Consider the following 14,375-nt stretch of genomic DNA (forward strand, 5'->3'; position numbering starts at 1 on the left):
AGGAGCGCACATGCAAAAGAACGGACCGCTCGCGCTCATCTTCAACGCGCTCGTCATCACCTTCATGGTGGCACCGCTGGTGATCGTGTGCATCGTCGCCTTCACGCCCGAAGAAACGCTCACGCTGCCGACCCACCATTTCTCGCTGCGCTGGTTCGACCAGGTGCTGCATCACCCCGACTTCGTGCAGTCGTTCTGGAACAGCCTTTGGCTGGGCCTCGCGGCGGCCACGCTGTCGACCGCGCTGGCGGTGCCGGCTGCCATGGCCATCGTGCGCTACCGCGCGCCGGGGCTGCAGTATCTGCAAGGCGTGTTTCTGTCGCCGCTGATCATTCCGCACCTTGTGCTGGGCGTGGCGCTGCTGCGCATGTTCTCGCTGGTGGGTGGCCAAGGCAGCTTCGGCTGGTTGATCTTCGCGCACGCGCTGATCGTCACGCCGTACACGATGCGGCTGGTGATGGCGGCGCTGGTGGGCTTTGACCACTCGGTCGAGCATGCTGCTTATTCGCTGGGCGCAAGCAGCTTTACGGTGTTCCGCCGCATGACGCTGCCGATGATCCTGCCGGGCATCACGGGCGGCTGGCTGCTGGCCTTCATCAACAGCTTTGATGAGCTGACGATGTCGATCTTCGTGGTGTCGCCCGCCACCGTCACGCTGCCGGTGCGCATGTACATGTACGCCACGGAATCGCTCGACCCGATGATGGCCGCCGTCTCGGCGCTGATCGTCTTCCTCACGCTCGCGCTGATGCTGCTGCTGGACAAGGTCTATGGCCTGGACCGAATTCTGATCGGCAAGCATTGAGACAGAGATCACGATGAATGCTCCTGCAAACCGCTCTGCCCGCGCGCAGCTCCAGCGCCTCAAAGAGCGCAATCGCCCCACGGTGGCCTTTGTGCTGGACGGCCACCCCGCCGAAGCGCTGGCCGGCGATACCGTTCTGACGGCCGTGCTCACGCACACACGCCAGTTGCGAATCAACGAATTCAGCCAGCAGCCGCGCGCCGGCTTCTGCCTGATGGGCGCGTGCCAGGACTGCTGGGTGCGCCTGGCCGACGGCAGATCGCTGCGCGCCTGCCAGACCATGATCGAACCGGGCATGCACATCTGCACGCAACCGGCCGGCAGTGAGGGCGCCGCGTGATGACGCAACCCGCCCCCACACTGCAGCGGCAATCGCAACAGGACCTGCAGCCCGTCATCATCGGTGCCGGCCCGGCAGGCGTGCGCGCGGCGCAAACCTTGCTGGCACATGGCCTCAAACCCATCGTGCTGGATGAGGCGCCGCGCTCGGGCGGCCAGATCTATCGCCGCCAGCCGGATGGCTTTAGCCGCAGCGCCGCTGATCTGTACGGCACCGAAGCCGAGCGCGCTCAGGCCATACACCGCACCTTCGACCAGCTCCAACTGCAGATCGATTACCACCCGCAGACCCTGGTCTGGAATGCCCAGCCCGATCTGCTCGACCTGCTGCATGTGCCAACGCGCGCGGTCAGCAGCCTGCCCTGGCGCGATGTGATCGTCGCCACCGGCGCCACCGACCGCGTGCTGCCCATCCCGGGTTGGACGCTGCCTGGCGTCTATACGCTGGGCGGCGCGCAAGTCGCGCTCAAGTACCAGGGCTGCGCGATTGGCGATGCCGTCGTGTTTGCCGGCACCGGCCCGCTGCTGTATCTGGTGGCCTGCCAGTACGCCAAGGCCGGCGCGAACGTTGTGGCGGTGCTCGACAGCGCGCCTGCCTCCGCGCGCTACAAGGCGGCGCCTGCCATGCTGGGCCAGCCCGCCGTCATGGCCAAGGGGTTGGCACTGGTCGGCTGGCTCAAGCTACATGGCATTCCGATGCACCACGGCGTGCGATTGCTGCGCGCCGAAGGCGATGCGGCGGTGGAACAACTCGTGTGGCAAGACAGCGCCGGCCGCGAGCAGCACACTGCATGTTCCGCCGTGGGCATGGGTTACGCGCTGCGGCCGGAAACACAGCTCGCCGATCTGCTGAGCTGCGCGTTCGAGTTTTCTGCACTGCACCGCTGCCACGTGCCGCGCATCGACGCCATGCGGCGCAGCTCGGTCGCTGGCGTCTATCTGGCAGGCGATGGCGCGGGCATCATGGGCGCCGATGCAGCCGAGTGCTCCGGTGAATTGGCCGCGCTCGCCTTGTTGCAGGACCGGCAAATCACCGTCGAAGACGATCGCTTGGCTGCGCTACGCCAGCGCCTGCAGAAGATCGAGCGGTTCCGCCACGCGCTGGAAGTCGCCTTCCCGTTTCCAGATGACTGGGCCGTGCACGCCAGCGACGACCTGGTGGTGTGCCGCTGCGAAAACGTCACCGCGGGCACCCTGCGCCAGACGGCAGCCGAATGCGGCGTGCACGAGCTGAACCGGCTCAAGGCGCTGTGCCGGGTCGGCATGGGCCGCTGCCAGGGCCGGATGTGCGGCGCGGCGGCGGCGGAAATTTTGGCGCACGCGCAGTCCGTGCCGCTGGAACAGGTGGGCCGATTGCGCGGGCAGGCACCGATCAAGCCGCTGCCGCTGGATGTGACCGAGGTGATCGAACCGGAGGGCCACCATGCGTGAGCAGCTTGCATGCGACGTGGCCATCATCGGCGGCGGCATCATGGGCAGCGCCACGGCGCTGTTCTTGCGACGGCGCGGGCTGGCCGTCACCTTGCTCGAGCGCGACCTGTGCGGATCGCGCTCCAGCGGCGTCAACTTTGGCGGTGTGCGCCGCCAGGGGCGGTCCATTGAGCAATTGCCGCTAGCGCAGCGTTCGCACCAGATCTGGGGGCGCCTGACCGAGCTGATCGGCACCGAGGCCGAGTACGAGCGCAGCGGGCACTTCAAGATCGCGCGCAGCGTGGCCGACATGGAATCGCTGGCCGGCTACGCCGCGCGCAGCGAGGGCTTTGGCCTGGGGCTGCAGCTCATCGAGGGCCGGGCTGCGCTGCAGAAGTATTTTCCGATGGGCGGCGATCAGATCGTCGGCGGCTCGCTGTGCCCGGAAGACGGACAGGCCAATCCGCGCCTGCTGTCGCCCGCATTTGCACGCGCCGCGCAGGCTGCCGGTGCCGATGTGCGCGAGCACGCGCCGGTGCAATCGGTCGAACACGATGGCGCACGCTTTGTTGTCCATGCACGGCAGCATGACCGCGATCTGGAGGTCAAAGCCTCTGCGCTGGTCAACTGTGCCGGGGCGTGGGCCGCCCAGTTTGCCGCGCAATGGGGCGAGCCCGTGCCCATGTTCACCATCCCGCCCACCATGGGCGTGACCGAGCCGCTGCCGTTCTTCCTGCCCTGGAGCCTGGGCGTGGAAGGCGGCGGCATCTATTGCCGCCAGGTGCGGCGCGGCAATGTGGTGTTCGGCGGCGGGCGCGGCTACGTGCTCGACGACCAGCGCGCACGCTCGTCGCACGTGGCGATCCTGCGCCAGCTGCCGCAATTGGCGGCCCTGCTGCCGCAACTCACGGGCGCGCACATCATCCGCACCTGGAGCGGCACCGAAGGCAACCTGCCCGACGACCAACCCGTGATTGGCCCCAGTGCCCGCCGCCCCGGCCTGTTCCACGCGTTCGGCTTTGCCGGCGCGGGATTCCAGCTCGGCCCCGGTGTGGGCGATGTCATGGCCGAACTGATTGCCGAAGGCCGCACCACCACACCGATCGAACCCTTTTCCATCCAACGCTTTCTGCCACCCGCAGCTTGATGCACTTGATGCCCCAGGAGACCACCATGCTTGTGAAACACGCGAAAACATCGTTCACGTCCGTCATTGCTGCGGCTGCCGGTATGGCGCTGCTCGCCGCGGGCACCGCCCACGCCGACACCAAGACGCTGTACATCGGCATGAACGGCGGCAACATGGAACGCACCTACACGCAGTTCGTATTCCCGCCGTTCGAGAAGGCCAACAACGTCAAGGTCGTTGTCGTGCCCGGCACCTCGACCGACATCCTCGCCAAGGCGCAGGCCACCAAGGGCCGCGCACAGATGCACGTGATGACGCTGGACGACGGCGTGATGTTCCGCGCTATCGGCATGGGGCTGTGCGAAAAGCTCAAGCCCTCTGCCAACCTGTCGACCGTGCCGGCCATTGCGCACCTCAAGGGTGACTACGCGGTGGGCTTGTCGATGGGCCTGACGGGCCTGGCCTACAGCACCAAGATCTTTGCCGACAAGGGCTGGACGCCGCCCACCTCGTGGGGCGACCTGGCTGACCCGAAATACAAGGGCAAGGTGGTCGTGCAATCCATGCCGGCTTCGTCGTTCGGGCTGGACGCCTTCCTGATGTTCAACCGCCTCAAGGGCGGCACGGAAAAGAACGTCGAACCGGCCTTCAAGGCATGGCCGACCACCATCGGCCCGAACGTGGTCGAGTACATCCCCAACTCGTCGAAGGTGGTGGAGATGATGCAGGCCGGCGATGCAGCGCTGTTCCCGTACACGCTCACGCAGGTGGAGCTGATGAAGTCCAAGGGCATCCCGATGGAATTCGTCGCGCCCAAGGAAGGCGCTGTGGTCCTGCTGACGGCGCAATGCGTGCTGGCCAACAACCCAGATGCCGACCTGGCGCAGAAGCTCGTGGATTACCTGATCAGCCCCGAGGCACAGGCGCTCGCCATGGAAAACGGCTCCTACAATCCAGTCAACCCCAAGGCCCCGCTCAAGGGCAAGGCGGCCGAAGAGCAGAACAAGATGAACACCATCCTGAAGACGGCCGTTGCGCTGGACTGGGATGTGATCAACGCCGAGCGCCCCGAGTGGAGCAAGCGCTGGAACCGCGTCGTCGAGCGTTGAGCGTTACACATCACCGCACCGCAACAGTTTTTCGATTGAACACGAGAGAAGAGCAAGGATTCACGCCATGTCAGATTCACGAACACGATTGCAGACCGTACTGAAGGCCCTCGGCCTGGACCTGAAGGCATACGAAGGGCCGGACTGGACAAGCCGCGCCCCGCGCGACGGAGCGGTACTGGCGACCGTGAAATCGCATACCGCCAGCGAGGCCGAGGCTGCCATCCAGAACGCGCATCAGGCGTATCTGGCATGGCGCATCGTGCCGGCGCCCGTGCGCGGCGAACTCGTGCGCCGCCTGGGCGAGGTTCTGCGCACGCACAAAGCGGCGCTTGGCGAACTGGTGTCGTTGGAGGCCGGCAAGATCACCTCCGAAGGCCTGGGCGAAGTACAGGAGATGATCGACATCTGCGACTTTGCCGTCGGCCTGTCGCGGCAACTGCATGGCCTGACCATCGCCAGCGAGCGCCCTGGGCACCGGATGATGGAAACGTGGCATCCGATGGGCGTGGTGGGCATTATTTCGGCGTTCAACTTTCCGGTGGCGGTGTGGTCGTGGAACGCCGCGCTCGCCCTCGTGTGCGGCAACGCCATCGTGTGGAAGCCGTCGGAGAAAACGCCGCTCACCGCCATCGCTTGTCAGCATCTGATGCAACAGGTGGTCGACGCGTTCAATGCCGAAAAGCCGGGGGCGATTCCTGCTGGTCTGAGCCAGTTGCTGATCGGCGGGCGCGACGTGGGCGAAGCGCTGGTGGCCAGCCACCTTGTGCCGGTGGTCAGCGCCACGGGCTCGACGCGCATGGGCCGCCAGGTGGGCGTGAAGGTGGCGGAGCGCTTCGGCCGCTCGATCCTGGAGCTGGGCGGCAACAACGCGATGATCGTCACGCCCTCGGCGGACCTGGAATTGGCGGCGCGCGCCATCACGTTTGCGGCCGTCGGCACCGCGGGCCAACGCTGCACGTCGTTGCGCCGCCTGATCGTGCACCGCTCGGTGGCCGACACGCTGCTGGCTCGTCTGGAAAAGATTTATCAGAGCATTGCGATTGGCGACCCGCTGGCCGACGGCACGCTGGTCGGCCCGTTGATCGACCAGGCTGCCTTCGACGGCATGCAGCAGGCACTCGCGCAGGCGCGCGCTGAAGGCGGCGAAGTGCTGGGTGGCGAGCGCGTGCGTGAAGACCTGGGCGCCGATGCCTGGTACGTGCGCCCTGCGCTGGTCAAGATGCCGAAGCCGACGAAGGTAATGGAAAGCGAGACCTTCGCGCCCATCCTCTATGTCGTGACGTATGACGGCGACACCGAGCAGGCCATCGCGATCCAGAACGGCGTGCCGCAGGGCCTGTCGTCTGCGATCTTCACGGCCAACCTGAGCGATGCCGAACGCTTCATGTCGTCAGCAGGCAGCGACTGCGGCATCGCCAACGTCAACATCGGCACGTCGGGCGCCGAGATCGGCGGCGCATTCGGCGGCGAGAAGGAAACCGGCGGCGGGCGGGAATCCGGCTCGGACGCATGGAAGGGCTACATGCGCCGCGCCACCAACACTGTCAACTACAGCGGCGCGCTGCCGCTGGCGCAGGGCGTCCGGTTCGACGTTTGATCGCACTTGATCCACGTGTTGATCAGGGCGGCGGCGCGCGATGCTCCGCCGCCTTGATGGTCAACACACGCTCAACGCGCCGCGCCACCCACATCCGTGATCGCGCTGTAGACCAGCGTGCGCAACTGCCGGCGCACGGGGTAGGCGGACGAAGGCAGCACCTGCGTCAGGAACAGGCCGATCAGGTCTTCCTGCGGATCCACCCAGAAGAACGTGCCGGCCGCGCCGCCCCAGAAGAAGTCTCCCGTGCTGCCGGGAATCAACGTAGCGGCTTGCGAGATCGTGGTCGCGAAACCCAACCCAAATCCGACGCCGTCATACGCGGCCTCGCTGAACATCGAAGGCGACGAAAGGCTCGACATGTCCCGCCCGCACGGCAGATGGTTGGCCGTCATCAGCGCCAGCGTTTTGGGCCCCAGCAGGCGCACGCCGTCCAGCTCGCCACCCTGCAGGAGCATGCGTGAAAAGCGCAGGTAATCCGCCGCAGTAGAAACCAAACCACCGCCACCAGAAATGAAGCTGGGCGGCTTCAGATAGGGGCTCGCGCGCGGATCGTCCTGCAAGACCGGCCCACGGTCGGACACCACCTTAGAGCCCATCGCGCCCACGGCATAGCACGCACAGAAGCGAGACGCCTTCTCTTCCGGCACATGAAAGGCCGTATCGACCATGCCCAACGGATCGAAAATCCGTTCCTTCAGGAACGTCTCGAACGGCATGCCGCTGATCTTGCCGACCAGGTAGCCGAGCACATCGGTGGAAACGGAGTAGTTCCACGCGTCGCCCGGCGAGAACTCCAGCGGCACGCCGGCCAGCTTTTCGATCATCTCGTCGAGCGTGCCGTCGGTGGCAATGTCGCCCAGCTTGAGCCGGCGGTACGCTGCGTCGACATTCGTGTTCTGGTGGAAGCCATAGGTCAGCCCGGAGGTGTGGCGCAGCAGGTCGACCATGCGCATGGGGCGCTTGACCGGGCGCGACTGGAAGCCCTCCATGAAGCCGCCGGCGTGCACGCCCAGGTTCGCCCACGCGGGGATGAACTTGCTGACCGGATCGTCCAGCGCAACCTTGCATTCCTCCACCAGCATCATGAACGCCACCGACGTGATGGGCTTGGTCATCGAGTAGATGCGGAAGATCGAATCTTCAGCCAGCGGCACCTGGCGCTCGCGGTCGGCCAAGCCCAGCACGGAGTTCAAGGCCAGTTCGCCGCGCCGCCACACCTGGACGAGCGCGCCGGGTAGCTTGCCGGTCGCAATGTAGGCGTCATCGATGAAGCGCTCGACCCGTTCCAGCCGATCACGGGACATCCCCTGCGTTTGCGTGCCTTGCCTGTCCATGCCTTCTCCTTGCATTGATGCCCGCGCGAGCGGCGCAGGCGTGCCAGACTCCGATCCGGTCTGCACGGTATTCCGACGCGCGCAAACCGGCCCTGCGACACTGTACAGCGCTGATCCATTGCACGCGACAATGTCCGGCCCGCGCCTATGCTTCAATGCGGTTCGACCGCAACCCCGACCGAATATGAAGCGCTTCGACGACCTGTACCTCTTCACACGCGTGGTGGAAGCCGGTGGCTTTTCCGCCGCCGAGCGCGCCACGGGCATTCCCAAGTCGCGTTTGAGCCGGCGCATTGCCGAACTGGAGGTTCAGCTCGGCACGCGGCTGCTGCAGCGATCGAGCCATCGCGTATCGGTCACGCCCGTGGGTGAAGCGGTCTACCGGCATGCCCGCGACATGGCCGACGCATCTGCCGCCATTGAAGCGCTGGCCGGCGCAGCACGCAGCGAACCGGCCGGCGTGCTGCGCGTCGGCACATCGCCGTTGCTGGCGGAAACGCTGGTCGCCGGCTGGCTGGCCGAGTTTGCCGATGCGCATCCGAAGCTGCGCATCGAGCTGGATTTGTCCAATACGTACGTCGATCTGATCGAGCAGCGCATTGACGTGGCGATCCGAGCGGCCACGGGGCCACTGCCCTCGCGCGATGTGGTGGCGCGGCATCTGGCTGTCTCGCCGCGCGTTCTGGTGGCCAGCCCCGCATTGATTGCCCGTGTGGGCGAGCCGGACACCCCCGCCGCGCTGGAAGATTTCCCTTGCCTGGGGCAAGGCTCGCTCACCCGCAGCCGCGATTGGGTGCTGCAGGATGCGCGTAGGCACCGGATCTCGCTGCCGATTCGCCCGCGCTTTGCCAGCGACAACATCATCGCCCTGCGCGAAGCGGCCATCGCAGGGCTCGGGCTAGCTATCCTGCCGCTGCACTGCTGTCATGCGGCGCTTGTCAGCGGCCGCCTGCGTACGGTGCTGCCAGGCTGGACCCCCGAGCCGGCAGACCTGCACGCACTCTATCCGTCGCGCGCAGGCGTGCCGCCTTCGGTGAAGGCGCTGGTGGCGTTCCTGCGGGAGCGCTTTGTCGCCGAAGCCACCATGCAGCCGATGCCCTGACGCCGCGCGCTACTTCACCACGCGGCCAAGAAAGTCGAGCATGCGCGCACCAATTTCCGCATGGTGCGTCTCCAGCGCAAAGTGGCCGCTGTCGACAAAGTGGATCTCCGCATCCGGCAGGTCGCGCTTGAAAGCCTCCGCACCCGACGGAATGAAGATGGTGTCATTGCGACCCCACACCGCCAGCAGCGGCGGGCGATGCGTGCGGAAGTACGCATGCAGCGCCGGATACAGCGCCACATTGCTCGCGTAATCCAGGAACAGATCCATCTGAATGTCGAGCTGGCCCGGACGGCTCAGAAAATACTGATCCAGCAGGTAGCCATCCGGCGCGACGCGCGTCGGGTCTGGCACGCCATCCAGGTATTGCCACTGCGTCATCTCATCCGACACGATCGCATGCAGCTCGCGACGATGCGCTTCGTCCGGGTTGTTCCAATACGCCTTGATTGGCGCCCACGGACCTTCGCCCAGGCCTTCCTCATAGCCGTTGCCGTTCTGCGTGACGATGGCGCTGATGCGCTCCGGATGGGCCATCGCCAGGCGCCAGCCAACCGGCGCGCCGTAGTCGAACACGTAGATCGCATACCGCGACAGGCCGATCGCCTGCGTGAAGCCGTCGACCACATGCGCGAGGTTGTCGAACGTGTAGCGGAAGCCGCTCGGCACCTGCGTCAGGCCAAAGCCGGGAAAGTCCGGTGCCACCACGTGATAGCGCGCAGCCAACTGCGGAATCAGGTTGCGGAACATATGCGATGCGCTGGGAAAGCCGTGCAGCAACAGCACGGTCGGCGCATCGGCCGAGCCGGCCTCCCGATAGAACACGCGCGCACCTTCGACATCCACCGTGCGATGACGTACAGCGGTGGGGGCATACGCATCGACAACCAGATCAGCGGCGCGGACAGGCGCGTTCATGGCAAGACTCCGGATGGGTTTCGAGAAAGCAGCGAAACCATAGTAACCCCATAAACAATGTTTTTCAAGTTACATAAAATTTTCCCATTGCTCGCATGCCGATTTGTGATGCGAAACAAAACGGGCACGCCGTCTGGCGTGCCCGCGCGGGAAACGATGCAGCAGGAAAACTCAGGTGAGCCGCTCGAGCGCCTGGGCGGCAATGCGCCGCGTGATGGTTTCGGCCGACTCTTCGGTGGCCAGCCGGCTGGCCTGACCTGACCACAGGTTGATGAAATCACCCGAGCCAGTCGGCTCCGTCTTGGCGCGCAGCGGCGCCAACGCGCCGCCGGCTGTCGGAAAGGCCGGTGCAAACGGGCTCATGGGGCCGATCTCGCGCATCAGCCGGTTGACGATGCCGCGCGCCGGTCGGCCGGTGAACAGGTTGGTGAGCGCGGTGTCGGCATCGGTTGCCTGCTTGAGCGCTGCGCGATGAATGGCCGAGGTCTTGGCCTCCGGCGACAACATGTAGGCCGTGCCGATCTGCACCGCCGATGCCCCCAGCGCCAACGCCGCCACCACACCGCGTGCATCGCCAATGCCGCCGGCTGCAATGATCGGCAGCTTCACCGCATCGGCCACCTGGGGCACCAGCGCGAACGTGCCGACCTGCGATTCGATCGTCTTGGCGAGGAACATGCCGCGATGGCCGCCCGCCTCGTTCCCCATGGCGATGATGGCGTCGACCCCGCGTGCTTCCAGCCACCGCGCCTCTTCCACCGTGGTGGCGGCGGAGATGACTTTCGCCCCCGCGGCCTCCACGCGGGCCTGCAATTCCGGCGCGGGCAATCCGAAGTGGAAGCTCACCACCTCCGGCTTCAGTTCCTCCACCAGCGCGCAGGTCGCTTCGTCGAACGGGGCGCGGTTGACGGCCGGCGCTTGCGCGTTCAAATCGATACCGAACTCGGCGTAGTACGGGGCCAGATGGGCACGCCATTTGGCATCGCGCTCGGGGTCCGGGCGCGGCGGCGTGTGGCAGAAGAAATTCAAGTTGATGGGGCCGCGCACGGCCGCCCGAAACTGCTCGACCTGCTGGCGAATCTGCTCGACATTCAGCATTGCGCACGGCAACGAGCCGAGGCCACCGCCGCGCGCCACGGCAATCGCCAGCTCCACGCCGGCCACCCCCGCCATCGGCCCCAGCACGATGGGCACCTCGATATTGAACAGTTCCAGCACGCGTGCATCGGGCCATGCGCTCATGATCGTCTCCGGCAAGTTACTTGGATGACACATGGTAATGCGGCGGACTTTTCACCGGATTGATCCATTGAAACGCATGCGCAACAAGTAACTGGCATAGACCATTAAATTGGTTACAATTCAAGCTACCTCTTTTTGAACACCACCATGCCCGCCCCCGCTGCTACCGCCGATGCTCCCCTGCTGATCGCCGACGATCCGGTGCTGGACATGCTCAACACCGTCGCCAACGTCAACGGCGAGCCGCACGATTTCTGGCAGAACGACGCCGATGTCTCCGATTGGCTGGTTCGCGCCGGCTGGCTTGCGGAGCCCGTGGCAGGCCGCTATCCGCCCGGCGTGCTGCTGGCGGTGGCGCGGCACCTGCGCGAAGTGATTCGCACATTGGTGGAGGCGCGCAAGTCGGGCCGTGCTGCCAGCGCCGATGCGCTCAATGTGTTCCTGCGGCAAGCGCCCAGCCATCCCGTATTGGTCTGGGAAAACGGCACCCCGCGCGTCGAACGCCTGCGCCCCACCGATTCGGTCGAGCAATGCCTGGCGCCGCTGGCCGAAGCCGCCGCGCATCTGCTCGCCGAAGGCGATTTCCAGCTCGTGCGCGTGTGCGAACACCCCGAATGCACGCTGTGGTTTTACGACCGCACCAAGTCGCACAAGCGCCGCTGGTGCAGCATGGCCGTCTGCGGCAACCGGCACAAGGTGGCGGAATACCGCAAGCGCCAGCAGGGCTGATCGGCCTTCCGTCGTTCCAATGCTGGAACGCCGCGTCGCGGCCAAACGGGCTGCGCGCACGTCTGCTGGTTCGTAAGCTGTTCTCCCGAAACATCGCACCCAATCAGGAGAACAGCATGTCCACAACGCAAGCCACCCCATCCACGATCACGCAACGCCTCGCAGGCCGCACCGCCATCGTCACCGGCGGCTCGCGCGGCATCGGCGCCGCCGTGGCGCATCGGCTGGCCGCTGACGGCGCGCGCGTGGCCGTGGTCTATCGCAGCAATGCCGCAGAAGCCGACGCGGTGGTCAACACCATCCGCAGCACCGGCGCGCAAGCCATTGCCGTGCAAGCCGATGTGAGCGATGTCGTGTCCGTTGACGCAATGGTGAGCACCGTGCGAGAGGCCTTCGGCGCCATCGACATCCTCGTCAACAACGCCGGCATCCTGGAAAACCAGCCGGTGGGCCGCATCGATCTCGCATCGTTCGACGCGCAGTTCCGCACCAATGCCTTCTCCACGATTCTCGTGACGCAAGCGGTGCTGCCGCATGTGCCGGCACGCGGCGGGCATATCGTGAACGTGTCGTCGAGCCTGGTGTACCGCCCACGCGCAGGGTTGGCGGTGTATGCAGCAAGCAAGGCCGCCGTCAGCGCCCTCACCCACGCATTTGCGGTGGAACTGGGCGCGCGCAACATCACGGTCAACGCCGTGGCACCCGCCCTCACGCGCACCGACATGACCGCGCCGATCCCCGATGAAGTCAAGGCGCGCATGCGCGAATCGACACCGATGGGCCGGCTGGCAGAGCCGGACGACATCGCCGACGCCATCGCCTTCCTGGCCTCCGACGACGCCCGCTGGATTACGGGCCGCACGCTGATGACCGACGGCGGCTTCATCTGAGAGGAAACCGCCTAAAAACCGCGTGCCGCGCCGCCAACCCAGGTACACGGACGGTGTGGCAGTACCCTGCCCTATGCGGCGCCTTGAATTTTTGTGAGCGGGCGGAAAAAGGAAGGAGGCTGTCTGAGCGCAGCGAGTTTGCCTCCTTCCCCGCACGGTCACGGAAATTCAAGGAAGGGGTCGCCGCATCGGGCGCGCCTTTCTTTGCTTACCTTTCTTTGGCAAGACAAAGAAAGTAAGTCGGCCCCGCCAGGGGCCGAAACCCAACAAAAAAACCAGCACCAACAAGCCGCGCCCGATGACAAACACGAGCGCAGCGCCCAACAATTTACTCAGCCAACTGCTTCACAAGCCGATAAAGAAACTCCCGCCCGTCATACAACCGCGCAATCTCGATACGCTCATCCAGACCATGCGTGCGCAGGTCTGCCGGCTCGGTAAACAACCCCGACACGCCATACATCGGAATACCGGCATTGCGCATGAACCGGCTGTCGGTCGCCCCGGTGCTCATCGCCGGAATCACCGGCACATTCCACATCTGCTGCGTCAGCGCCTCCACCGTTTTCACCAGATCGCCATTGAGCGGCGACGCGGGGCTCGCCAGCGGCTTGTTGACGTAGCGCACGCTGATCTTCTCGTTGCCGATCACCTGCTTCAACTGGCGATCGATATCGGCCGGATCATCGTGCGGCAGGATGCGGCAATTGACGGTGGCCTTGGCCGATTGCGGCAGCGCATTTTCGGCATGGCCGGCGTTGACCATGGTGGCCACGCACGTCGTGCGCAACTGCGCGTTGTAGAACGGGATGGCCGAAAGCCGATCAATCGCAGCTTGGTCCGGCTTGCCGGTGCCGACCGAACGCATGTCGTCGGCCAGTTGCCCCGTGGCCAGCGGTGCGCTGCGCGCGAAGTAAGTTTGCGTCACGTCGGCCAGCTTGACGGGAAACTGATACGCCCCCAGCCGATCCAGCGCGGCTGATAACGCATAGATCGGGTTCGTCTTCGTCGGCACCGAACTGTGGCCGCCCACGTCGCGCACTTCCAGCTCGTACGTCGTGTACATCTTCTCGGCCACCTGAATGCGGTGGAGCACCGGCTTGCCGTTGCGCAACTCGCCACCGCCACCTTCGTTGATGCCGAACTCGGCCTTCACCAGCTCAGGCTTGTTGTTGACGATCCAGTACGCGCCGTTGGTCGGCACATCGCCGCGTTCCTCGTCGGTGGTCAACGCCAGGATGATGTCGCGCGACGGCTTGAAGCCTTCCTGTTTGAGTTGACCCAGCACGGACACGAAGGCCGAGGCCATCGCCTTGTCGTCAATCGCACCGCGCGCGGTGAAGTAGCCATCCGTCTCCTGCAGCTTGAAGGGGTCGGTCTTCCAGTCTTCACGCTTGGCTTCCACCACGTCAATGTGCGCAAGCAGCAGCATCGGCTTCTTGGCGCCCGTGCCCTTGAAGCGCAGCACCAGATTGCCCTTTTTCGGAAAGGGCTCCAGCACCTGCATGTCGGCTGCGGCAAAGCCCGCGTCGCGCAGGCGCTTTTCCATTGCATGCGCGGCTTTGGTCGTATCACCCGCCGAATGCGTCGTGTTGATCTCGACCAGCTCCTTATAGATGTCGTGGTAGCGCTGCTGCTCGGGCGTGAGCGTGGTGGGCGCGGGCTTGCTGGCGGGGATGGTCTGGGCGAATGCGCCGGCGCTGCATGCCAACACGGCGGCAGACACCAAGACGCGAACGGAAACACGACGACACTGGAAACGCAT

At 65.3% G+C, this 14,375-nt stretch carries 13 protein-coding genes; 9 read left to right on the forward strand and 4 right to left on the reverse strand.

The genetic code is table 11. The features are described from left to right. Window positions 1-10: 10 nt before the first annotated feature. From ACTJK4_RS19175 to amaB, 6 genes are all read left to right on the forward strand, one after another. Window positions 11-805, forward strand: a complete 795-nt coding sequence (locus ACTJK4_RS19175; protein ID WP_440818687.1) for an ABC transporter permease — start codon at window positions 11-13, stop codon at window positions 803-805. A gap of 13 nt (window positions 806-818) precedes the next feature. Continuing rightward, complete coding sequence (locus tag ACTJK4_RS19180) at window positions 819-1,145, forward strand: (2Fe-2S)-binding protein (protein ID WP_440818688.1); 327 nt, start codon at window positions 819-821, stop codon at window positions 1,143-1,145. Beyond that, complete coding sequence (locus tag ACTJK4_RS19185; RefSeq protein ID WP_440818689.1) at window positions 1,145-2,575, forward strand: FAD-dependent oxidoreductase; 1,431 nt, start codon at window positions 1,145-1,147, stop codon at window positions 2,573-2,575. The genes ACTJK4_RS19180 and ACTJK4_RS19185 overlap by 1 nt, the downstream gene beginning before the upstream one ends. Beyond that, complete coding sequence (locus ACTJK4_RS19190) at window positions 2,568-3,701, forward strand: NAD(P)/FAD-dependent oxidoreductase (protein ID WP_433868299.1); 1,134 nt, start codon at window positions 2,568-2,570, stop codon at window positions 3,699-3,701. Before ACTJK4_RS19185 ends, ACTJK4_RS19190 begins: the two co-directional genes overlap by 8 nt. A gap of 26 nt (window positions 3,702-3,727) precedes the next feature. Further along, complete coding sequence (locus tag ACTJK4_RS19195) at window positions 3,728-4,792, forward strand: ABC transporter substrate-binding protein (RefSeq protein WP_232038994.1); 1,065 nt, start codon at window positions 3,728-3,730, stop codon at window positions 4,790-4,792. Between the two features lie 67 nt (window positions 4,793-4,859). Then, complete coding sequence (amaB, locus tag ACTJK4_RS19200) at window positions 4,860-6,392, forward strand: L-piperidine-6-carboxylate dehydrogenase (RefSeq protein WP_440818690.1); 1,533 nt, start codon at window positions 4,860-4,862, stop codon at window positions 6,390-6,392. Window positions 6,393-6,463: 71 nt separating this feature from the next. Here the strand turns inward: amaB and ACTJK4_RS19205 are convergent, their stop codons facing one another. Beyond that, a complete protein-coding gene (locus tag ACTJK4_RS19205) occupies window positions 6,464-7,729 on the reverse strand; it encodes a serine hydrolase domain-containing protein (RefSeq protein ID WP_440818691.1) in 1,266 nt (421 codons plus the stop codon). 184 nt (window positions 7,730-7,913) lie between these two features. Here ACTJK4_RS19205 and ACTJK4_RS19210 point away from each other — a divergent pair, with 184 nt between their 5' ends. After that, window positions 7,914-8,831, forward strand: a complete 918-nt coding sequence (locus ACTJK4_RS19210) for a LysR family transcriptional regulator (protein WP_232038991.1) — start codon at window positions 7,914-7,916, stop codon at window positions 8,829-8,831. Between the two features lie 9 nt (window positions 8,832-8,840). Here the strand turns inward: ACTJK4_RS19210 and ACTJK4_RS19215 are convergent, their stop codons facing one another. Next, on the reverse strand, window positions 8,841-9,749 hold the full coding sequence (locus ACTJK4_RS19215) for an alpha/beta fold hydrolase (RefSeq protein ID WP_440818692.1): 909 nt from the start codon (window positions 9,747-9,749) through the stop codon (window positions 8,841-8,843). Between the two features lie 171 nt (window positions 9,750-9,920). Next, complete coding sequence (locus ACTJK4_RS19220; protein WP_440818693.1) at window positions 9,921-10,991, reverse strand: NAD(P)H-dependent flavin oxidoreductase; 1,071 nt, start codon at window positions 10,989-10,991, stop codon at window positions 9,921-9,923. A 147-nt stretch (window positions 10,992-11,138) separates the two neighbouring features. Here ACTJK4_RS19220 and ACTJK4_RS19225 point away from each other — a divergent pair, with 147 nt between their 5' ends. Continuing rightward, window positions 11,139-11,720: a CGNR zinc finger domain-containing protein gene (locus ACTJK4_RS19225; protein ID WP_440818694.1), complete on the forward strand. Its 582-nt coding sequence runs from the start codon at window positions 11,139-11,141 to the stop codon at window positions 11,718-11,720. 116 nt (window positions 11,721-11,836) lie between these two features. Beyond that, the gene (locus tag ACTJK4_RS19230) at window positions 11,837-12,610 is read left to right on the forward strand and encodes an SDR family NAD(P)-dependent oxidoreductase (protein WP_440818695.1); all 774 of its coding nucleotides are present in this window, start codon (window positions 11,837-11,839) and stop codon (window positions 12,608-12,610) included. A gap of 328 nt (window positions 12,611-12,938) precedes the next feature. Here the strand turns inward: ACTJK4_RS19230 and ACTJK4_RS19235 are convergent, their stop codons facing one another. Then, window positions 12,939-14,375, reverse strand: coding sequence for a M20/M25/M40 family metallo-hydrolase (locus tag ACTJK4_RS19235; RefSeq protein WP_260803413.1), 1,437 nt, complete (start codon window positions 14,373-14,375; stop codon window positions 12,939-12,941).

It is taken from the genome of Ralstonia sp. 22111 (assembly GCF_052045895.1).
Taxonomy (GTDB): domain Bacteria; phylum Pseudomonadota; class Gammaproteobacteria; order Burkholderiales; family Burkholderiaceae; genus Ralstonia; species Ralstonia wenshanensis.